The sequence below is a fragment of the Fluviicoccus sp. genome (genome assembly GCF_030646115.1).
In the GTDB taxonomy this organism is placed as follows: Bacteria; Pseudomonadota; Gammaproteobacteria; order Pseudomonadales; family Moraxellaceae; genus Fluviicoccus.
Genome location: NZ_JAUSMX010000018.1, coordinates 390607 through 412475, shown reverse-complemented (window position 1 = coordinate 412475; position 21869 = coordinate 390607). Strand labels below are relative to the sequence as shown.

Below are 21869 nucleotides of genomic sequence, written 5' to 3'. Positions count from 1 at the left end.
GTGCTCGGAAAAGGACGCTGGATAAGAGGGCTCATGGCGGCACTGTGTTTGCTGCTGGCTTGCAGTGCACAGGCTGAGCTCAAACTGTTCCTGAAGGGGACGGATCCCCGGGAAATTTCGGAATTACAGTCTTTACTGGTGAAGGACGTCGGCGAGGAATTGGCGCTGACAGCCGTAGACTCGCTCGAAAAAGCCGATCTGGCGATTATTATCGGTGCGGATGTACTGCGTTCGCTCCCAGAGAAACGTCCGCCGGTGCTGCTGCTGGACCCGACGCCATCCTCCGTGCCGCTGCAAAAGTCCGATGGCGCAGTTTATTGGTCGCCCAGTCTAGCCGCCCAGCTTTCCCTGACCCGCTACTTGTTGCCCGCTACCAACCGCATCGGCATGCTGGTCGGCAATCGTTCGGAAGATCAGTCATGGCTCCGGGTATTCAAGCAGTATGCCGCCGCCCAATCCATTGATGTCCGCATTGTCGAGGCCGACCCGGCGCGTCTGGCGCGGCAGATTGCCGAACTGGCAACCCACTGCGATGTCCTGCTGGCGCAACCGGACGTCACGATTTATAACCGCGACACTATCCGGCTGATCCTGCTGGCTGCCTACCGGCAAAACCGGGTATTGATCGGTCCGGGTCCGGCTTTTGTCCGCGCCGGGTCGCTGGCCTCACTGTATGCGCCACCGGCCAGGATTGCCGAGGCTGTAGCGCAAAGCCTCCGTTACTTCTCAAGGAATGAACGATTGCCCGCTCCCTACCGGCTCAAGCAGTTCAGTGTCAGCCTGAATGCCCAGGTGGCCAGGTCGCTGGGGCTAACGGTTCCGGCCGTCAATGAACTGGAACGGCTGTTGCGTTTCGAGGAGTTGCCGACATGGCCCTGATGTCACGCTGGAGCCTGAGGCGGCGTACGCTGGTGCTGGCGTTGTTACCCGCCTTCCTGATGTTGTGCATGGTGCTGGCGTTCCATGTGCATGTACGTTTGCAGGATGCGCGGCATGAACACGAGCAGTCCGGGGTGCTCATGGCGTCGCAGTTGGCGGCATCGGCCGACTATGCCGTCATTTCCGGAAACCTGGATAGTCTCGAAGGTCAGGTCGGCAGCCTGCTGACTCAGCCCGGGGTCGTCTCTGTTCGCATTCTTGATGGTGAGAACCGGGTCTTGCTGGATCGGCAACCAGCCAAGGCAGAACCCGTGACGGACCGGCATTTATACCAAGCCGTCATCAAGCAGCAAAGCTTGGCGCTGGACAGCCAGGACTGGCTGGTATCCGGACAGGAAAGCGCCGCCAGCCAAGTGCTGGGTTACGTCGAAATTGGTGTCAGCAGCCGCTACCAACTGGAAAAAGACAGGGGGATATTCATCAACAGTTTCCTGTTGGGACTGGCGGCATTGATACCGATTGCAGTTCTGGGTTTCTTCATGGCCGGTGACTTGGAGCGTCCGCTGCGCTCCATCATCGGCATGGTCGGCGCGCTCAAGAACCGCCACTACGAAACAAGGGTGGCTATCCGCCAGGAAGGAGAGCTGGGGGTGCTGGCATATCACCTGAATCTGTTGGCCGCCATGTTGGAAGAGCACCGCTCGGTGCAGATGAAATACACTGAGGAGCTGATCGGTTCCCGGACTCAGGCGGCCAATGCCAATCAGGCCAAGAGCGAATTCCTCGCCATGATGAGCCACGAACTGAGGACACCGCTGAACGCCATCATGGGCAGCCTGCAACTGCTCAATTCCGGAGCGCTGAAAGACGAAGATCGTGAGTATGCCGAACTGGCTGCCCAGGCTTCGTCCGATTTGCGCCGGTTGCTGGACGACGTGCTGGATTATTCGCGGCTGGAGGAAGGGCGATTGACCTTGCAGCACCGGGCTTTCAGTCCGCGGGCGTTGCTGGAGTCGCTGCGATCGGCTTGTCTGCCGGATGCGCTGACCAAGGGGCTGGATCTGGATGTCATCCTGGAAGGGCAGTCGCAGTTGTGGTTGAAAGGAGATGAGATGCGTATCAGCCAGATTCTTCGCAAGTTGCTGGATAACGCCATCAAATTCACGGAAAAGGGCCGGGTCGGGGTGCGGATGCGCATCAATCCTTTCAATGACTCACAGGCACATTTGTTATGCGAGGTTTTTGATACCGGCATCGGCATCAGCCCCCAGACCTTGCCGCATATTTTTGAGCCCTTCATGCAGGTGGACCGTTCCCACAGCCGCCGATTTGGCGGAGCGGGGCTGGGGCTGAGTATTGCCAGCCGTTTGACCCGGTTGATGCAGGGAGACTTGCGGGTTGAAAGCGAACCGCTGGTGGGCTCCTGTTTCTGTTTTGAAGTGGCGTTGCCGGTTTGTCTTGAACACCAGAGTGATCCGGGGGAGTCCGACAAGGCGGCACGCAAGTCGGCGTTCGACGCCCGGGTGCTGGTGGTGGATGACAATCCGGCTAACCGCAAGGTTGCCGAAGCCATGCTCAAGGCAGCCGGTTGCGCCGTGATGACCGCCAATAACGGTAAGGAGGCGCTGGAATGCATGCAGTCCGGCGGTATCGATCTGGTGCTGATGGATTGCCAGATGCCGGTGATGGACGGTTATGAGGCGACGCGTTTGTGGCGCAATCAGGAGCGCGATCGGCGGATACCCATCATTGCCTTGACCGCCAATGCCAGCCCGGATAATGAATCGGCCTGTCTGGAGGCGGGCATGGATTCGGTGCTGGGCAAGCCTTTCCGCCGCCAGCAACTTGAAATGCTGCTGGGCGCCTGGTTAGAGCCGTGACTGGATCAGCCGGACTTCACCGGTTTCGCCATGCCAGGCAGCGGCCAGCCGCCATCGCGGGCTCTTCCAGGTGTGCAGTTGCAGGGGCGGGCCGCTATAGACGGGGGGCAGGCTGATAGGGCGCAGGCTGTCCGGCCGGAATTCGATATCGGACAGATGACCGGCAATGCCCAGTTCCATGGCCTTCAGGCAGGCTTCTTTTCGGGTCCACAGGTCCAGGAATACCGCGTCCCTTTCAAGGGCGGGCAGTGCTTCCAGCCAGGCCAGTTCAGACGCCGGGAAATAGCGTCTGGCGACGGACAGCGCCTGCAGGGGTCGGTCCGTCTTTTCAATATCAATGCCGCACGCACCTTGGCGCGACCACAGGCAGGCAACCAGGCCGCCGGTATGGCTGACACTCCAGTTCAGCCCTTGACTGCCGCAATTGCCCAGAAACGGCCAGGGCGACCGGCCGTTGACGCCCGGCAGGTAAGCAAAGGTTTCAGCCAGCAACCAGCGACTGGCGACAAATCCCGTCCGGCGCTCTGCTGAGCGGCGCTCGGCGGCTTGTTGTTGCAGGAATGCAGGCAGGGCATCGGTGCGGCGATCCAGCTCCGCCGCATCCCAGTCTATGATCGCAACCCCGGCTGCCAACCCGGTGGTCAAGGCGTCGGCGCCAGTAACAGCGGGTCAATACGGGCGTTGTTGATACTGACGGTCCAGTGCAGGTGCGGCCCGGTGGCGCGCCCGGTCTGGCCGACAAGGCCAATACGTTCCCCACGCTTGAGGGTTTGTCCCGGAACGACGCTGATTCTGCTCAGGTGGCACAGCATGGAAATGATGCCGTTGCCATGGTCCAGCATCACCGTCCGGCCATTAAAAAAGTAGTCGCCGGTCCCGGCGACCACTGCATCCGCCGGAGCCAGCGCCGGAGCGCCTTCCGGCAGGGCGATGTCCAGACCCGCATGCGGGTTGCGCGGCTCACCGTTAAAGAAGCGTTTCAAGCCGAAGGGGCTGCTGAATGGCCCCCGGCCGGGTAGGCTGAAAACAGGCCACTCCTTCGCTCCGGGTGTAAAGCGGCGGTAGACGGCATTTTGTTCGGCGGCTTCCCGCTCGTATCGGGCCAGTTGCTCCGGTGAGGGATTGACGTGCTCCTGTGTTTTCAGAGTGATGTGCTGTTCGGGGTAGCTTTTGCTTTCCACCCGAAAGGGCAGTGAGTCGGAAGCTGATGCCTCCCTGAGTTCCAGCAACTGTTCCCCGGCCTTGCTGGAAAGAGGTATGCCGACAACCGCGACCCGTTCCCGGCCCGTGGTCATGACCGGGACGTCCATGTCATTGAAGCGGACGCTGACATTTTCAGACAGGTATTCCGGTAAGGGGATGACCGCAATGCCGCCTGGAACACGGTTATCCGGCGGCAAGGGGGCGGCGATTGAGGCGGAGCAGGCGGCGAGCAGGCCGGTCAGCAGTATTTTCATAAGCGCAGGCAGGGCCATGATAGAGGTTGGATGCTATGCTTCATTTTACTGATATGCGGGTGTTTTGGAGAAAATAATGGCAGGTCCGTTCAAGATATTTATGGGAATACTGATATGTGGCCTAATCGTGGCCTGGTGGTATCGGGGTGACATCCGGCAGCGCTGGGAAGGCGCGGAGGTTACAAAAACAAGACTGTTTCAATGGAAAAACAGTGAGGGCAACACCAGCTTCAGTGATCGGGCAGGCAGCCCCGGAGCCGGTGTGGTCGTGGTGGATACCTCCCGTATAACACCGCTGACGCCGGTCAAGACGCAGGCAAAGGCACCTCCCGAAAAAAGCGGCGACCTGTCATTGCAAGAGTTTGGTAAGGAGATGCAGGCCAAACAACTGGAGTTTCGGGAGAAACAGATGCAGATGGTCCTGGATGGCAAAGTGCCGGATCCCCGCCGTTGACATTCCGGTCACAGATGTTCCGTTGCTAAGGGTCTGACAAACGGCTATAACCGACAAGTTAATAATAAGAACGGAGTGGGGCAAATGATGAAAACAACACGCCTGACAGCGGCCATGCTGTCGGTTTCCCTGATATTGACGGGCTGTTTCGAGGATTCCGAGAGCGAAACCGGGAAAGTGGATGTGGTGGTGGGCTTTGATCCGGTTCCCTTGCCCGGCAACAATACCGTGATACCTTTTCCCTTTGACGGGTTGTTTGCCGGTAACACCATGCCGACATTGAATATTCCCAATCCTTCAGGCAATCCCCTGGTGACGCAAGCCAATCTGCTGGATGGCTTTTCCACCACGGCCTCTTCTTTTATCGACATCTTTGGTTTCGTGGATTTGGCGACGGTGGAGCCCAACCTGGTGATCGTCAACCGTGCTACCGGGGAAATCCTGGTTCCCGGAGTCGATTTCAAGGTGCAGGCGGCCACGGTCCCGGATAAGACCGGCATTGCCCTCAACCGCCAGCGCACCCGCATCCTGATAGAGCCGCTGAAGCCGTTGGCGCCGTCCACCACGTATCTGGTGGGGTTGAAGCGGGGAGTGAAGACCTTGACCGGCGGCAATGTGATGCCCAGCCAGATGTACCCGATCCTGTCCAGCAGTACCCCCATTGCCAGCCAGAAAGATCCGGTTCTGGCCAGGTACTCCGCCACCCAAAAGGCAACACTTGAAGCCTTGCGCGCCAAGTTGATCAGTCCTGCTGTGGCGTATCTCACAACATTTGGCAAGGTCAAGGCCGCCGATCTGGCGCTGGCTTACAGTTTCACTACGCAGAGCATCAATAAGACGCTTGACCGGCTGGCAGCCTCGGCGGAGGCGCAGCCCATTGCCGCAGCGCCTCTCGGCAAGACGGTCAAGGACCTGTTGCCCGCAATCGGTGAAGATGGCAGCTTCGCTGATGTCTACGCCGGTTTCACCGTTGTACCGTCCTACCAGAAGACTTCCGGAGGAAATATCCATAGCGCTGAACCGCTGACATCCTATTGGGCGGCCGATGCGGCCGGGATTGACGGCGATGCCATGCATCTGGGCGCCACCAAGTGCAGCAATTTTGCAGCCTCTCCCAGCGCCAGCACCACCAACTGCTTCCCGATGCCGGTGAAGCGGACCGACCAGAAGATTCCGATGCTGGTGACTGTGCCTAATGCCGCATCTGGCTACACCCGACCGGCGGGCGGTTGGCCGGTGGTCATTTTCCAGCACGGGATTACCCGGAGCCGCGCCGACCTGTTGGCCTTGGCTCCGGCTCTGGCCAAAGCGGGTTTTGTGGCCGTGGCCATTGACTTGCCGTTGCACGGGCAATTACCGACTGAGGGGCTTTATAAGAACGCCTTTTTTACCGGGTCGCCTGCGGCTGGCCTGATGGCCGATGAACGGACATTTGACCTGGATACCGGGCGCAACGCGGTTCCTGATCCCGATCCTGTGATGGCTGTTCCGGCAGATTATGAAACGGTGTTGACCAATAATGAAGGTGCAGTTGTTGGTGATAGCAAGACCGACACCTCCGGTGCTCACTTCATCAAGATCGGCAGTCCCATTACCAGCCGTGACAACCTGCGGCAGGGCGTTTCTGACCTGCTGACCCTGCGCAAGAGTCTGGCTAACCTGGACCTGAATCAGGACGGCACGCCCGATATCAACATGAGCCAGGTTCGTTTTGCCTCAATCTCATTGGGTGGCATTGTGGGCGGTGTTTTCCTGGGGGTCGACCGAGGTGCGCTCAAGGTGACGGATGCTGCTGCGATGTCTGTCACTGGCGGCGGTATCGGCAAGTTACTGGATGCATCCTCCTGGTATGGTCCTCAGATTGCTTTCGGGCTAAAGTCCAAGGGAGTCGTGGAGGGGACGGACGATTTTGAGACATTCCTGCGCTTGGCTCAAACTGTGGTGGACAGCGCAGATCCGGTCAATTATGCCGCGCTGGCGCGCGCCAACCATCCTGTCCTGCTGACAGAGTTGCTTAATGATGACACGGTTCCCAACAAGGCAGTAGCAGGGCCTACTGTCGTTGGACAAGACAAGGTCTCCCAGACAGGATTCCTGAGCGGCACCGAGCCCATGGCCAAACTGATGGGCTTGGACTTGGTCAGTCCGCCGGTTAACGGCAGCACCACAGCCCGTGCTCCGGTATTGGGCGCCAATCTGGGTTTGTGGGTGCAGTTCAACAGTGGTCGTCATGGTTCGTTGCTTGATCCAAGTCCAGTTAGTGCCACAGCGACGGGCGTCGAGAAATTGGAGGCTTATAACGTCACCGTTGAAATGCAAAAGCAGATGGTCAGCTTCCTGAAATCCAACGGCATGTGCCTGCCGATCGGCGCTGGAAGCAGCTGCACAGCTCCGTAACGCCCCCGGCCCCCGCCCTCCAGATGCAAAATCCGGAGGGCAGGGGCCTTTTTCATCCATTCCTGTTTTACCCCGCCGCCTCACGCGCCTATAATTGACGACTTTTCCTGCCCGTGAGTGATGCGCCATGCTGACCATCGTTCAGGAAGCCCTCACCTTTGATGATGTGCTTCTCCTGCCCGCCTACTCCGAAGTCCTGCCCAAGGACGTCTGCCTGAAAACACGCCTGACTCGCGGCATTCAACTCAACATTCCGCTGGTGTCCGCCGCCATGGACACCGTCACCGAAGCCGGTATGGCCATCGCCATTGCCCAAGAAGGCGGTATCGGCATCCTGCACAAGAACATGGACATTGCCGCCCAGGCTTCCCAGGTGCGCCGCGTCAAGAAATATGAAGCGGGCATGGTCAAGGATCCGATCACCGTCGGTCCGGAAACCACGATTCACGCCTTGCTGGCGCTGACCCAGGCCCACAAGATATCCGGTGTGCCGGTGGTGGACGGCGACAATCTGGTCGGCATCGTCACCAGCCGCGATCTGCGTTTTGAAACCCGCCTGGATCAGCCGGTGTCAGCCATCATGACGCCCAAGGACAAGCTGGTCACGGTCAAGGAAGGCGAGTCTTCTGAGAAGATCAAGGCGCTGCTGCACCAGCACCGCATCGAGAAAGTGCTGGTCATCGACGACGATTTCAAGCTGAAAGGCCTGATTACCGTCAATGACTTCCGCAAGGCCGAAATGTATCCCAACGCCTGCAAGGACGAGCAGGGCCGCCTGCGCGTCGGCGCTGCTGTCGGCACCGGTTCGGACACCCAGCAACGTGTTGAAGCCTTGATCGAAGCCGGTGTGGACGTGATTGTCGTCGATACCGCCCACGGTCATTCCAAGGGCGTGATTGACCGCGTGGCCTGGATCAAGAAGAACTACCCGAACATGCAAGTTATCGGTGGCAACATCGCCACCGGCGAAGCCGCGCTGGCGCTGCTGGAAGCCGGTGCAGACGCAGTCAAGGTTGGTATCGGCCCAGGCTCCATCTGCACCACCCGTATTGTGGCCGGTATCGGCGTGCCGCAGATCGGCGCGGTGGATGCCGTTGCCCGTGCGCTCAACGACCAGATTCCGCTGATTGCCGACGGTGGCATCCGTTACTCCGGCGACATCGCCAAGGCCGTCGCTGCCGGGGCCAGTGTCATCATGGTCGGCTCACTGCTGGCCGGTACCGAAGAAGCGCCGGGTGAAGTCGAGCTGTTCCAGGGCCGCTATTACAAGGCCTATCGCGGCATGGGTTCGCTGGGCGCCATGTCCGGCCTCACCGGCTCCAGCGATCGCTACTTCCAGGATGCCTCTGCCGGGGTCGAGAAACTGGTGCCGGAGGGCATTGAAGGCCGTGTGCCCTACAAGGGGCCGATGAGCGGCATCATCCATCAACTGATGGGCGGTCTGCGTTCCTCGATGGGTTACACCGGTTCCGCCACCATCCAGGAGATGCGCACCAAGCCGAAGTTTGTGAAGATCACGTCCGCCGGCATGAAGGAATCGCATGTGCATGACGTGACGATTACCAAGGAAGCGCCGAATTACCGGGTGGGTTGAGGTCGATCGTCCCCAAACCGTGTAGGTCGGGCTTCAGCCCGACAACCCCCTTTACATCTTGGTGCCGGAAGTGTCGGGCTGAAGCCCGACCTACACCCGACCTACAGGTCCGGCATCCTATATTCTTTCAGGCCTGATCCATGCAACTCGACATCCACTCCCACCGCATCCTGATCCTCGATTTCGGTTCGCAGTACACCCAGTTGATTGCCCGCCGTGTGCGCGAACTGGGCGTTTTCTGCGAATTACGCGCCTATGACACCACGGAAGAGGAAATCCGCAAGTTCAATCCTAAGGGCATCATCCTGTCCGGCGGTCCGGAGTCAGTGACGGAGGCCGGTTCGCCACGCGCACCCGAAGTCGTTTTCAAGCTGGGTCTGCCGGTGCTGGGCATCTGCTACGGCATGCAGACCATGGCCGAGCAGTTGGGTGGCAAGGTCGGCACATCCGACCTGCGCGAATTCGGCTATGCGGAAGTGAAGGTCGAGCGGGAAGACGCTTTCTTCGCCAATATCCATGATCGCGCCGGGTATCTGGACGTGTGGATGAGCCATGGCGACAAGGTGGTGACCCTGCCGGAAGGTTTTTCCATCACCGCCAGCACCCCGAGCTGCCCGATCGCCGCCATGAGTTGCGACGCCCAGCGTTTCTACGGCATCCAGTTCCACCCGGAAGTGACACATACCCTGCAAGGCGAGGCGCTGCTGCGCCGCTTTGTCCGCGACATCTGCGCCTGCGAAGACCTGTGGACGCCCGCCCGAATTATTGAGGACAGCATCCAGCGGGTGCGCGATCAGGTAGGGGATGATCAAGTGCTGCTCGGCTTGTCCGGCGGCGTGGACTCGTCCGTGGTTGCCGCGCTGCTGCACCGCGCCATCGGCGACAAGCTGACCTGTGTCTTCGTTGACAACGGCCTGCTGCGCAAGAACGAAGGCGACATGGTCATGGACATGTTCGCCAAGAACATGGGTGTGAAGGTAATTCGTGCAGACGCCGTTGACCAGTTCCTGGGCCAGCTGGCCGGTGTCAGCGATCCCGAAGCCAAGCGCAAGATCATTGGCCGGGTCTTCATTGACGTGTTTGCCGAAGAAGCGCGCAAGCTGAACGACGTAAAGTGGCTGGCGCAGGGCACCATTTATCCGGATGTGATCGAGTCCGCCGGCAGCAAGACCGGCAAGGCGCACAACATCAAGTCGCACCACAATGTCGGCGGCTTGCCGGAAGACATCAAGTTCCAGCTGGTGGAGCCGTTGCGTGAGCTGTTCAAGGACGAAGTGCGCAAGATCGGTCTGGAACTGGGCCTGCCCTACGACATGGTCTACCGTCACCCGTTCCCCGGCCCCGGCCTGGGTGTGCGTATCCTTGGCGAAGTGAAGAAGGAATACGCTGACGTGCTGCGTGAAGCTGACGCCATTTTCCTGGAAGAGTTGCACAAGGCCGGGTGGTACCACCGCACCAGCCAGTCCTTTGCCGTGTTCCTGCCGGTGAAGTCGGTGGGCGTGGTTGGCGATGGTCGGCGTTACGCCTGGGTCATTGCGCTGCGCGCCGTGGAAACCATCGACTTCATGACCGCCCGCTGGGCGCATCTGCCCTACGAGTTGATCGAGAAGGTGTCGAATCGCATCATCAATGAGATCGCGGATGTGTCGCGGGTAGTGTACGACGTGTCGTCGAAGCCGCCCGCGACCATCGAATGGGAATGAGGGCAGGGCGCTTTCATGTCCGCCGCTGACCGCATCGCCAACGCCGAGGCCGCGCTGCTGGAGCTGATGATGTTTTTCATCCGCCACAGCCTGCCCGGCTGGCCGGCGAAGCTGTCGACCGTGCTGGAGTTGCTGCGCGAGCGGAAGATTCATGAGGCGCTGGACGAATGGGCCCGTTTCCCGCTGATGGGGGAATACGGGTTAATGCAGGTGGAAGTCACCTATGAGTACGGTTATCGGGCCGGGGATTATGCGGCCGAACAGGCGCACTTCCAGCGGCTTCTGGACCAGTATTTGCTGACCATGAATAATTTGCGCCAGTATTTGCGTTCCGGTGTCTCCCGGCCGCTGGTGGAGATTTATCTTGACCGGTGAGGCGGGCGGGCAAGGCGCCCAATTTGCTGAATTGAAAACGGTTTCATTCTCGGAAGCCGATGCCGCGTTCATGCGCCGCGCCTTGGTGCTGGCCGGACAAGGGGCTGATTTGGGTGAAGTCCCGGTTGGCGCGGTGTTGGTGTCGGCGGCCGGCGAAGTTCTGGGTGAAGGTTTTAACCAGCCGATCCTGTCTCATGATCCTACCGCGCATGCCGAGGTGGTGGCCATTCGCGCTGCTGCCATCCGTTTGCAAAATTACCGACTGGAAGAAAACACCACTCTGTATGTGACGCTGGAGCCCTGCACCATGTGTGTGGGGGCGCTGGTGCATGCGCGGGTGGGGCGAGTGGTGTTTGCCGCGAAGGAGCCAAAGTCAGGGTCGCTGGTGAGCGCCCGGCGTTTGCTGGAAAGCGGGTATTACAATCATGTGTTCCGGTTTGAGGGGGGCTTGCTGGCGGAGGAGGCCGGGCAGATGCTTTCAGCTTTTTTCAAGGGACGCAGGGAAACCAGCAAAAGCCGACTTCCCTAAGGCGATTAATAGCATTAAGGCTCATTACTGAGCTTGATCGCGGCCTTATAGGCAATGAAGGCGGTCTCGTTTAAGTCCAGAATATTGTAGGCATCTTGGGCATAGCGTGCCGCACCTCTGGTGACGACACCTTGGTAAACGGTAAAGAAAGTCTGATATTTGGTGTCGTCGCCCAGAATGGAAGGAATTTTAAGGAATAGCAGCTCCTGCCCCATGACCTGGCGGATTTCCCAGCTGCCTTCAAAAGAATAAGTTTCGGTTTGTCCGGTGTCTGTGTCATATACGGCTCTGGTCAATTGGAGGCTCCTGTCTGGTATTAAACGGGCAGTCACCCTCATGATGCGGGAGGTATTGTCAATCTGACCAAATGGGCTAGTGGAAACAAACGACTGTTTGAATAAGTCCAGGTCGTTCATTGAGAAAAATGAAATGAAGTCCTGAAGGCTGTTCTTGGTAACCGGAAAACCTGAAGATTTTGGGGGCTCCGCTTCAAATGTCGCGTTGTTGTTGGTGTAATCATATAGGTAATAATGACTATTGCGGGTGGCTGGATAATATGAAACATAAGCCATGGCTCCTTGCGGGAATTTGGCGGCATCTCTGAAGCGTAGAAAGGCGACGGAGCCGGTGTTGTTGTTGATGAGATAATCATCAAGGTAAGACAGCGTTGGTTTTATTCCCAGCCCGGCAAGGTTGTAACTCCGGGAGCTTGGCAGATCGTTGGCTAAGATAGGCTGGCTATTGATGTCTTGCCATCCTGTCTCAGCCAACTGCAGGTTCCTGTAGTTATCATTTTCAGATTTAGGAAGAGAGTTTCCGTTGGTCAGGTCATAATAAAAGACGGAGCCTTCAATAATGTTGCCTGTAAGGTATCCATGGTAATAACGGACAGAGTTGGCATGTGGAATTGAGCATCCGGCGGGCTGTCCATAAACTTGGCAGTCGTTGAGGATGTAGCCATTGGGTCTGTAAATGCCTCCGGCTTGACTCAGGATATTTGTGGTTGGAATAGGCTTGGAGGGTATGCGCGCCACAAATTCAAGCAAATCAGCAAGCTCTGCTTTATGGATGAGGTATGTATAGGGGGTACCTGTGAAATTATCAGTAATTGACCCAGAGAAAAATCCAAGATTATTGGCGGCATTATTGGAAACAAGCAAGTTTACGGCGGCTGTCTGGCTTGATAGGAACGCTCCACTAAGTTCCTGAAGGTTATTGGCTAAATACTCTTTGGCTATATATCGGGCAATATTGTGCAGTCGTTTCTGGGAAAGGCTTGCTGAAGGTTTGTTGTAGTTTTCAAACAGGTTTACCGTGGCATCCAGCCCCATTTGATCAACAAAAAGGCGAGTTATGTCAGCTAAGCTTAGGTCTGGGTGGATTTTCTGGAATGATGTGATCAGAGTTGTAATAGGGCTGATGAAACCATATTTGCCTGCCGGAGCAGACATGTAATATGGAAGGGTTACCGGATGTGCCGGGTCATCCTCATCAATGGCCCCAACCGGGACATACACAGCAATGGGGTAGGCGGCCGCATCGGCTGCACTAACATTCCTTAACCGGTAATAGCCTTTCTCCTGACTTGACGTCGCCGGCTCGCCGGGATCACAGAGCGTGTTGCTATTCTTGTCCAGGCAAACGATAGCGCCACGGATATATCCGTCTGCGACAACGCCGCTGATAAATGGTGTGCTTACACCGGGGCTTGTGGCAACCCCGGGCGTATTGCCTTCGTCCGGATTGTTGTTGCAAGCACTCAGGAACAAAGCCAAAGAGGTAAGCAGAAGTGATTTATACCGGCGTTGCATGGAACATCATCCGTGTCTGGTTTGAGCACGGATGATAAATGTTTCAGGTGAGGTTATATAGTCTGGACCAAGAGGGTGTGACATCCATCAATAAATAACCCGCCACGACTTTCCCGAACTGGCCAGCCATCCATCCGTCGGCGTCGTCATCAACAGCGCATCATAATACCGCCGCACTTCCTGCACATACACCAGCGCCTGACCCGCACGCGGCAACTTGCGCAAATGACGGCTCACATCCAGCCACTGGTCCGGATTATCCCCGGCATCTTCTGCCAGACGACGCGCCTTCAGCACATGTCCCGGCCCCATGTTATAGGCGGCCAGCGTCATCCACGTCCGGTCCGGCTCACGCACGGTGTCGGGAATACGCTGATCGATCAACTGGTAATAGTCCGCCCCGGCACGAATGCTTTCCTTCGGGTTGCCCCGGTTTTCCAGCCCCATGTCGCTGGCCGTTGCGCGGGTCAGCATCATCAAGCCTTCCACCCCGGTGGGTGAAATGGCGCGGGCATCCCACTTGGACTCCTGATAGCCGATCGCCGCCAGCAAGCGCCAGTCCATGTCGTGACGATCCGCTTCCTTCTGGAAGGCCTTCTTGTAGAGCGGCAAGCGCGCCTGAAGGTCATTGCGGAAAGTGCGGACACCCACCGTATTAAAGGTGTCCCCTTGGCCATAGAAGCCGGCCAGACGCTTCAGGGTGCCGTCGGCGCGCGCTTGCTCCATGAAGGCATTGGCGATCTTCAGCAGCTTGTCATCGCGGCGGTGCAGGCTCCAGGCCAGTTGCACTTCCCGAATGGGCGCGGCGGCTTTCAATTGGGGAAATGCAGCACGTCGGGCTTCAAAATCCGACTGGGTGACGACGGCAAAATCCGCATCACCTTCATTGACCTGCTCCAGCAAGGCTTCCGGCGTCGCGTTGCGCACCTGGATAATGTCGGCGTTCGGCGCGACAACCGGCAGGCTCAGCGCTTCGGCGCTGTTTTTGCTGACCGCGATGCGGGCGGAGTCTGGCGGTGTTTGTTGATCGGCGCGTCGCACCAGTTGCTGATTGACCGTCAGATAGGGGTTGCCCGCCTGTAGCTTGGCGAGGCGGGGGTCATCGCCGGGCAGGCCGGTAATGCCAATGTCGGCTTCGCCGCGCTGCACCATGCGGATCACGGATTCGGCATCGGGTGCGGTCTGGATTACAAGTTGCACGCCCAAGTCATCGGCGAATGCGCGCAGCAATTCGTACTGGAAACCACGGGCGGCATCGCCCTGCGGCAGGAAAGTGGTGGGGCCGGCGACTCCGACGACATGGAGCTCACCGCTGTTGCTGACGGCGTCCAGCGAGTTCTGCAGCGGATGCAGACGATAGGACAACCAAACCACCAGGAAAACGGCCATGAAACGCCAGAATTTCCGGGAAAAAGCGTCATTTGCAATCGTGGCTGGCAAGGCCGATTTGCCTGACATTTGAACACCTCGCAGAGTTTCGTTTATCAACTGTCGCCGGGTGGCAGCAGCCGTTTTAGCGTTGTCTTTAGAGAGTGTTTCCTCCTGTTTTGCGTGAAAAATGTGCATTCGCGGCGGAATTTACCCGTAAAACTGTGACGCTGTCCAGAAAAACCGACCAATGGGCTCAGTCTTGTCCGACAACTTTAGGGGGAAAGCAGGCTGCTGACTTGAGAAAAGCAGCCGGATTTTTGCGAATGCATGACAAGTTTTGGTTGATTTGTGATCGCGTGCGGGCAAGGCGCCACCAGGCGGGAAATCACGGCGGTGGCCGGATGGGCGCTGGCTTGACTGCGGATTTGCGGCCGGGGCGGGAGTGGCCGAATTGTGGCGGTGGTCTGCTTCAGGTCGGGAATCCCGCCAAGTTCGTCGTAAAATCAGGTATCATAATGCCCCTGTTTTTCAGCGTCCCCAGCGAGTTCATCATGCAGGTATTCAGCGGTGCCAAAGCGTTATCAGCCTTCAAAACCCGTCGGTTGTTGGCAGAATTGAAGGCGCTGGCGCCTTCCGTGGAGGGGCTGACCGCCCGTTTTGCCCATCTGGTGCGGACGAATGCCGAACTGACCGAGGCAGAAACCGCCCGGTTGCAGGAGTTGCTGCACTACGGTGAGGACTTCAACGCTCAGGGCTTCAGCGATGCGGAATTCGATGCCGTTTTTGTTGTCGCACCGCGTGTCGGCACGATCTCGCCGTGGTCGTCCAAGGCGACGGATATTGCCCGCAACTGCGACCTGTTCAAGGTCGACCGTCTGGAGCGCGTTACGGTCTACTGGCTGCAAGTGTCCGCCGAGTTGTCTGCCGATGAACGCTCCGTGGTTGCCGCCAAGCTGCATGACCGCATGACCCAGAGCGTGTTCGAGAGTGTTGAAGAAGCCGAAGTGCTGTTCGATACCCATACGCCGCAGCCGCTGCAATCCATTGACATTCTCGGTGGCGGCCGCGAGGCGCTCGAAGCAGCCAATCGCGAGTTCGGTTTTGCGTTGTCGCCGGACGAGATTGACTATCTGGTGGACAGTTTCCGCCAGATCGGCCGCAATCCGCATGACGTGGAACTGATGATGTTCGCGCAGGCCAACTCCGAGCATTGCCGCCACAAGATCTTCAACGCCGACTGGACTGTTGACGGCCAAAAGGTGGAGAAGTCGCTGTTTGGCATGATCAAGAACACCTTCAGCTGTTCTCCGGACAACATCCTGTCCGCCTACAAGGACAATGCGTCTGTCATTACCGGCCATCAGGCCGACCGTTTCTTCCCTAATCCGGAAACGCATGCCTATGGTTACAGCCATGAGCCTGTTCATATCCTGATGAAGGTGGAAACCCACAACCATCCCACCGCCATTTCACCCTTTGCCGGTGCGGCGACCGGGGCGGGCGGTGAAATCCGTGATGAAGGCGCCACCGGTCGCGGCGGCAAGCCCAAGGCAGGCATGACCGGCTTCACGGTCTCCAACCTGAACATTCCCGGTTTTGTGCAGCCGTGGGAACAGCCCTATGGCAAACCCAACCGCATCGTGACCCCGCTGGAAATCATGATTGACGGCCCGCTGGGCGGCGCGGCGTTCAACAATGAATTTGGCCGACCCAACCTGACCGGTTATTTCCGCACCTTTGAGCTTGAAGTGAACGGTGTTAACGGTCGCGAAGTACGCGGTTACCACAAGCCGATCATGATTGCCGGCGGCCTCGGCAATATCCGTGACGGTCACGTGCAAAAGAACAGCATCCGTCCCGGCGATAAGCTGATTGTGCTGGGCGGTCCGGCCTTGCTGATTGGTCTGGGCGGTGGTGCGGCCTCGTCGATGGCCAGCGGCGCCAGCGCCGAAAACCTCGATTTTGCCTCGGTGCAACGCGACAACCCGGAAATGGAGCGTCGGGTTCAGGAAGTGTTGGATGTCTGCTGGGCAATGGGTGACAACAACCCGATCGTCTCGGTTCACGATGTCGGCGCGGGCGGCCTGTCCAACGCCATGCCGGAACTGGTGCACGAACATGACTTGGGCGCCACGCTGGAGCTGCGCAACATCCCGAATCTGGAGCCGGGCATGAGCCCGCGTGAGATCTGGTGCAATGAGGCGCAGGAACGTTATGTACTGGCTGTGCATTCCAAGCGACTGGCCGAATTCGAAGCCATTTGCGAGCGTGAACGCTGCCTGTTTGCGGTGCTGGGTGAAGCCACCGAAGTCCGTCATCTGGAAGTGAAGGACGAGCATTTCGGCAACAGCCCGGTGGACATGCCGATGCAGGTGCTGCTGGGCAAGGCCCCGCGCATGCTGCGTCAGTTCGACTCCCGTGAGCTGGCGCAGGAAGGCTTTGATACCTCCGCGCTGAGCCTGGCCGATGCCGCCGAGCGCGTGCTGAAGCTGCCGACAGTGGCTTCCAAATCCTTCCTGATCACCATTGGCGACCGCTCCGTAACCGGACTGGTGGCCCGTGAGCAGATGGTGGGCCCGTGGCAGGTGCCGGTGGCGGATTGCGCCGTCACCGCCAGCGGCTTCCACAGCACCACCGGTGAAGCCATGGCCATGGGCGAGCGCACCCCGGTAGCGCTGATTGACGCAGCCGCCTCAGCACGCATGGCGGTGGGTGAAGCGATCACCAATATTGCCGCCGCCCGTATCGGCAAGCTCAACGACATCAAGCTGTCCGCGAACTGGATGGCGGCAGCCGGTTACGGCATGGAAGACCAAAACCTGTTCAATGCCGTCAAGGCGGTGGGCATGGAGCTGTGCCCGGCGCTGGATATCGCCATTCCCGTCGGCAAGGACTCCCTGTCGATGCGCACGGTCTGGAAGGACGGCGCAGACAACAAGGCCGTCACTTCACCACTATCGCTGATAGTGTCGTCGTTCGCGCCGGTGCAGGACATCCGCCGCACCTTGACTCCGGAACTGCAGCCGGTGGCGGACAGCGTGCTGCTGCTGGTCGATCTGGGCCAGGGCCGCAACCGGCTGGGCGGTTCCGCGCTGGCGCAGGTTTATGGCCAGATTGGCAATGTTGCGCCAGACCTCGACAGCCCGGAATTGCTGAAGGATTTCTTCACCGTCATTCAGTTCCTCAATGCCGATGGAAAATTGTTGGCTTACCACGACCGCAGCGACGGCGGCCTGCTGGCGGCGGTGGCGGAAATGAGTTTCGCCAGCCGTCAGGGCGTGGATATCGAACTGGCTCCGCTGGCGAAGACCGCCGCTGACCTGCCCGCAGCCCTGTTCAATGAGGAGTTGGGGGCGGTGATTCAGGTGCGCGCGGCGGATCTGGCTGCCGTTAAGGAGGCTTTTGCCGCCACCTCGCTGAATGCCTCCGTGCATGAAATCGGCGGTCTGAACCTGACCGACGAACTGCACTTCAACTATGAAAACTTCCGGGTGTTGTCCGGCAAGCGTGTGCAATGGCAGCAATGGTGGGCCGAGACCAGTCACCGCATCCAGTCGCTGCGTGATAATGCCGATTGCGCCGATGAGGAGTTCGCACTGATCGGGGATGGCGTGCATCAAGGCCTGATCGCCCGTCTCAGTTATGACGTCGATGCCGATGTCGCCGCGCCGTTCATCGCCACCGGCGTGCGCCCCCGTGTCGCCATCCTGCGCGAACAGGGCGTCAACGGTCATATTGAAATGGCGGCCGCCTTCGACAAGGCCGGTTTCACCAGTGTCGATGTGCACATGAGCGACCTTTTGTCCGGCCGCGTCAGCTTGAAAGACTTTGCAGGCCTGGTGGCTTGCGGCGGCTTCTCCTATGGCGACGTGCTGGGCGCGGGCGGCGGCTGGGCGAAGTCGGTGCTGTTCCACAACCGGGTGCGTGACGAATTTGCGGCGTTTTTCGCCCGTCCTGAAACCTTCAGTCTGGGTATCTGCAACGGTTGCCAGATGATGTCGCAACTGAAGGGCCTGATTCCCGGTGCGGAGCTGTGGCCGCGTTTCGTGCGCAACAACAGCGAAAGCTTTGAGGCGCGGACCGCTCTGGTGCGGGTGGAAAAATCGCCGTCGATTTTCCTGGCGGGCATGGAAGATTCGGTGATGCCGATTGCCGTGGCCCACGGGGAAGGGCGGGTGCTGACGGATGATCCGCAGGCCCTGAGCGACAGCGGTCTGGTGGCGCTGCGCTGGGCGGACAGCACCGGCAACTCCACCCAGATCTACCCGTTGAACCCGAACGGCTCGCCACTGGCCATGACCGGCGTCACCAGCCGTGACGGTCGCGCCACCATCATGATGCCGCACCCGGAGCGGGTGTTCCGCGCCGTGCAGCAGTCGTGGAAGCCGGAAGGCTGGACGGACGATGCGGCCTGGATGCGCATGTTCAGGAATGCGCGGGTGTTTGCGGGGTGAATCCGGCGGGTTCCGGTTGAAGCAGGAGGGCTCCATGGAGCCCTCCTTGTTTTTCGGGGAAGAATCTATTCAAATGGGGCGTTCAGGTGATCGTACTGCATGATATAAAGCAGCTATGGTTTCTTGAAGAATCTATTCATCATGTCCTCTGTTAACCTGCAATCCGCATTGCTTTCCGGTCCGCGAACGGCGCGCGAGCTGGCGTCGGCACTGTGTGTGTCGCAGCCGACGGTGTCCCGTTGGCTGGCAGAGCAGCGTGATCATATTTTGGTGATTGGTAAGGCGAGGGCGACACGGTATGCGTTGCGGCGGGCCGTGCGTGAGATTGGATCGGAGTGGCCGGTTTATCGGGTTGATGAGGTGGGGGAGGTATCCTTGGCCGGAAGGCTGCATGCCATTTATCCGGCGGGGTTCGTATGGCGTGATGCCGTGAATCATCGGGAGTCCTTGTTCGAAGGACTGCCGTGGTTTCTGGTGGATAATCGTCCACAGGGGTTTATGGGGTGCCAGGTCGTGGGGTTGTATAAAACCCATGATTTGCCGGAGCGACTGGAATATTGGGGCGATGACGATGTGCTGGTCGGGTTAACACGTTTCGGGCACGAGTTGCCGGGTAATTTCCTGATCGGTGATTATGTCAGGATGTCTTATTGTTTTCTGAATGAGGCCATCCGGGAGGCAGTGTCAGAAGACAATTTGATTTCGCTTAAAGATTTGAGGGGGCAGTATCCTCTGGAGGTTGGAAAGTCGCAAAGCCGCGAAGGGATAAGATCTTCTGCGGGCGGGGAGCAGCCTAAGTTGGGGGAGATAGTCTGCGTAAGCGATCTTCAATGCTGTGAGTTGCTTATTAAATACAGCCCTGTCTGCACTATGTCATCAGGCCTTCGGTGGTCGGATCTTCTTGTGGCAGAGCATTTGGCGTTAGCAGTACTGACTGATTACAACGTTGCCGGGGCTTTAAGCCAAATATTTAAGTTGGCTGGGCGCACTTTTCTTGAGGTTATCCGTTTTGACCGTACCCCCCATTTCGGGCGACGGGGCATTGTTTCCCTTGAGGCCGTCAGTAATGAATTTATAGGTCATTCCGGCGCCTGGGACGAGCAAGCCGCCTCCTTGCTGGAGCAGCGGTTGATTTCCCGTGAAGATTACGAGCGCATCCTCTGCATCCATGCCTTCGGAAGTCTGATCGCCAACACCGACATGCACAACGGCAACCTCAGCTTTTTCCTGGGTGACGACTTCTCCCTGCGCCTGGCCCCGGTCTATGACATGCTGCCCATGCACCATGCGCCCAACAACCATGGCGAAGTCATTGCCCGCCCGCTCCGGCAAGCTCGTCCCACCCGATTGACCGAGCCTGTTTGGGAAGGGGTCAAGGCCTGGGCGGTGGAATACTGGCGGCGGGTTCGGGATGATGACCGCATCAGCGCGGATTTCCAGGGAATTGCCGCCCAATACCTCCATGCCCTGGAGGCATGACACCTGTCATCATTGCGCCCGTCCGGCGGGCTGGCTAGAGTAGACCGGTTTCCGACGCGGGGTATGGCATGTACAAGATTACTTTTTTCGTTCCCGTCACCCATGTCGACAGCGTCAAGACGGCCCTGTTTGCCGCCGGGGCGGGGCGCATCGGCGACTATGATGCTTGTGCCTGGCAAGTCCTGGGCGTCGGTCAGTTCCGCCCGCTGCCAGGCGCCAACCCGTTTCTGGGGGAAGTCGGCGCTATTGAAACCGTGGCGGAGTACCGGGTGGAGCTGGTTTGTGCGGATGACTGCCTGAAAGCGGCCGTGGCGGCGCTGCGTGCATCGCATCCCTATGAAGAACCGGCGTATGATGTGGTGCACTTGGTGGATATCTGACGGGAAAAGACGCGATATAGCGTCTATGCTGTTGATATTGCTTTACTTAAGCCTTCCAAAAACATAACAATCGGCCATTTCCCACGGCTGGCAGGATTCCATCATGTCTGAACGCTACGATGGCGCAATTCTTCTCCGCTTTGTCTATCAGGCCATGCGTAACGCCGGGTTGCAGGCTGAAACCGTACTGATGAAGGCTGGTATCGGCCTGAACCAGATCGACGCCAAGGCCCGTACGCCTTCTGCTGCCCAGTTTGCCTTCTGGCAGGCGGTGGAATCGGTATCCGATGACCCGCATATCGGCCTGCACCTGGGCGAGCACCTGCCGCTCTATCGGGGGCAGGTTCTGGAGTACCTGTTCCTGAGCAGTCCCAGCTTCGGGGAAGGCCTGCGCCGGGTCATGGCCTACCAGCGCCTGATCAGCGACATGCTGCAGGCGACCCTGGTGCATAACGAGGACGAGTGCTACTTCGTCAACATGGTGGCCGGTTTCACCATCCGCCATACTGCCGAATGCCTGATGGTCGGCGTGCTGCGCTTTTTCCGTTTTGTCTCGGAAGGCCAGTTCCAGCCGGTGATGATTGAGTTCACCCACACCGAAGGGGCCGGACAGGAAGAATACGAACGGGTGTACGGTTGTCCGGTGATTCTCGGCGCCAGCGAAAACCGTCTGCACTTCAAGCCGGAAGTCCTGAACTATCCCATCTGGCAGGCCGAGCCGGAACTGTTGCGTTTCCATGAGCAACTGGCACATGAGAAGTTGCAGGAACTGGCACGTTTCGATCTGGTGGCGGAAGTGCGGCGCGCCATTGGCGGTACGCTGGAAAGCGGTAACACCAGCCTGGAAACGGTGGCGAAACAACTGGGTGTGCCGCCGCGACGCCTGCGTACCCAATTGACGGACGCCGGAACCAGTTTCAATCAGGTTTTGGCGGATTACCGCTGCCGCCTGGCCAAGCGCCTGCTGGCGCAGACCAGTGAAAGCATTGAACAAATTGTGTATTTGACGGGTTTCTCGGAGCCCAGCACATTTTATCGGGCGTTCAAGCGCTGGACCGGCCTGACTCCTATAGAATACCGCAAGAAAAAACAGGCCTGACAATAAC

16 protein-coding genes are annotated in these 21869 nt (G+C 58.6%); 12 read left to right on the top strand and 4 right to left on the bottom strand.

Features of this window, described 5'->3' with window-relative positions; genetic code table 11:
- Positions 1–33 precede the first annotated feature (33 nt).
- Both Q7T36_RS13775 and Q7T36_RS13770 read left to right on the top strand, forming a co-directional pair.
- A complete protein-coding gene (locus tag Q7T36_RS13775) occupies positions 34–879 on the top strand; it encodes a hypothetical protein (RefSeq protein ID WP_304849623.1) in 846 nt (281 codons plus the stop codon).
- Positions 870–2759 carry a response regulator gene (locus Q7T36_RS13770; RefSeq protein ID WP_304849620.1) on the top strand — a complete coding sequence of 630 codons (1890 nt, stop codon included), beginning with the start codon at positions 870–872 and terminating at the stop codon, positions 2757–2759. Before Q7T36_RS13775 ends, Q7T36_RS13770 begins: the two co-directional genes overlap by 10 nt.
- Here Q7T36_RS13770 and Q7T36_RS13765 read toward each other — a convergent pair.
- Together Q7T36_RS13765 and Q7T36_RS13760 are read right to left on the bottom strand one after the other, a co-directional pair.
- A complete protein-coding gene (locus tag Q7T36_RS13765; RefSeq protein ID WP_304849617.1) occupies positions 2748–3404 on the bottom strand; it encodes a 4'-phosphopantetheinyl transferase superfamily protein in 657 nt (218 codons plus the stop codon). The genes Q7T36_RS13770 and Q7T36_RS13765 overlap by 12 nt on opposite strands.
- Positions 3401–4216 carry a peptidoglycan DD-metalloendopeptidase family protein gene (locus Q7T36_RS13760; RefSeq protein WP_304849614.1) on the bottom strand — a complete coding sequence of 272 codons (816 nt, stop codon included), beginning with the start codon at positions 4214–4216 and terminating at the stop codon, positions 3401–3403. The genes Q7T36_RS13765 and Q7T36_RS13760 overlap by 4 nt, the downstream gene beginning before the upstream one ends.
- A 76-nt stretch (positions 4217–4292) precedes the next feature.
- Between Q7T36_RS13760 and Q7T36_RS13755 the strand changes: the two genes are divergently transcribed.
- From Q7T36_RS13755 to tadA, 6 genes are all read left to right on the top strand, one after another.
- The gene (locus Q7T36_RS13755; RefSeq protein ID WP_304849611.1) at positions 4293–4670 is read left to right on the top strand and encodes a hypothetical protein; all 378 of its coding nucleotides are present in this window, start codon (positions 4293–4295) and stop codon (positions 4668–4670) included.
- An 84-nt stretch (positions 4671–4754) separates the two neighbouring features.
- A complete protein-coding gene (locus Q7T36_RS13750; RefSeq protein WP_304849608.1) occupies positions 4755–7067 on the top strand; it encodes a hypothetical protein in 2313 nt (770 codons plus the stop codon).
- 127 nt (positions 7068–7194) lie between these two features.
- Positions 7195–8661 (top strand): IMP dehydrogenase, encoded by a 1467-nt coding sequence (gene guaB, locus Q7T36_RS13745; protein ID WP_304849605.1) that lies wholly within the window; start codon positions 7195–7197, stop codon positions 8659–8661.
- Positions 8662–8801: 140 nt separating this feature from the next.
- Complete coding sequence (guaA, locus tag Q7T36_RS13740) at positions 8802–10364, top strand: glutamine-hydrolyzing GMP synthase (RefSeq protein ID WP_304849602.1); 1563 nt, start codon at positions 8802–8804, stop codon at positions 10362–10364.
- A gap of 15 nt (positions 10365–10379) precedes the next feature.
- Positions 10380–10739, top strand: coding sequence for a hypothetical protein (locus tag Q7T36_RS13735; RefSeq protein ID WP_304849599.1), 360 nt, complete (start codon positions 10380–10382; stop codon positions 10737–10739).
- 31 nt (positions 10740–10770) lie between these two features.
- Entirely contained in the window at positions 10771–11268 is a 498-nt protein-coding gene (gene tadA / locus Q7T36_RS13730) for a tRNA adenosine(34) deaminase TadA (RefSeq protein WP_304849757.1), read from the top strand.
- 14 nt (positions 11269–11282) lie between these two features.
- On the opposite strand, the gene Q7T36_RS13725 is transcribed toward tadA, so the two are convergent.
- Together Q7T36_RS13725 and mltF are read right to left on the bottom strand one after the other, a co-directional pair.
- Positions 11283–13079, bottom strand: coding sequence for a hypothetical protein (locus Q7T36_RS13725; RefSeq protein WP_304849596.1), 1797 nt, complete (start codon positions 13077–13079; stop codon positions 11283–11285).
- 87 nt (positions 13080–13166) lie between these two features.
- Positions 13167–14537, bottom strand: coding sequence for a membrane-bound lytic murein transglycosylase MltF (mltF, locus tag Q7T36_RS13720; RefSeq protein ID WP_304849593.1), 1371 nt, complete (start codon positions 14535–14537; stop codon positions 13167–13169).
- A gap of 464 nt (positions 14538–15001) precedes the next feature.
- Here mltF and purL point away from each other — a divergent pair, with 464 nt between their 5' ends.
- The 4 genes from purL (at position 15002) to Q7T36_RS13700 (ending at position 21862) form a co-directional block, all read left to right on the top strand.
- Positions 15002–18904 (top strand): phosphoribosylformylglycinamidine synthase, encoded by a 3903-nt coding sequence (gene purL, locus Q7T36_RS13715; RefSeq protein WP_304849753.1) that lies wholly within the window; start codon positions 15002–15004, stop codon positions 18902–18904.
- A gap of 141 nt (positions 18905–19045) precedes the next feature.
- Positions 19046–20383: a type II toxin-antitoxin system HipA family toxin YjjJ gene (yjjJ, locus tag Q7T36_RS13710; RefSeq protein WP_304849590.1), complete on the top strand. Its 1338-nt coding sequence runs from the start codon at positions 19046–19048 to the stop codon at positions 20381–20383.
- Between the two features lie 68 nt (positions 20384–20451).
- Complete coding sequence (locus tag Q7T36_RS13705; RefSeq protein ID WP_304849586.1) at positions 20452–20763, top strand: YqfO family protein; 312 nt, start codon at positions 20452–20454, stop codon at positions 20761–20763.
- 103 nt (positions 20764–20866) lie between these two features.
- Positions 20867–21862 carry an AraC family transcriptional regulator gene (locus tag Q7T36_RS13700; RefSeq protein WP_304849583.1) on the top strand — a complete coding sequence of 332 codons (996 nt, stop codon included), beginning with the start codon at positions 20867–20869 and terminating at the stop codon, positions 21860–21862.
- Positions 21863–21869: the final 7 nt, after the last annotated feature.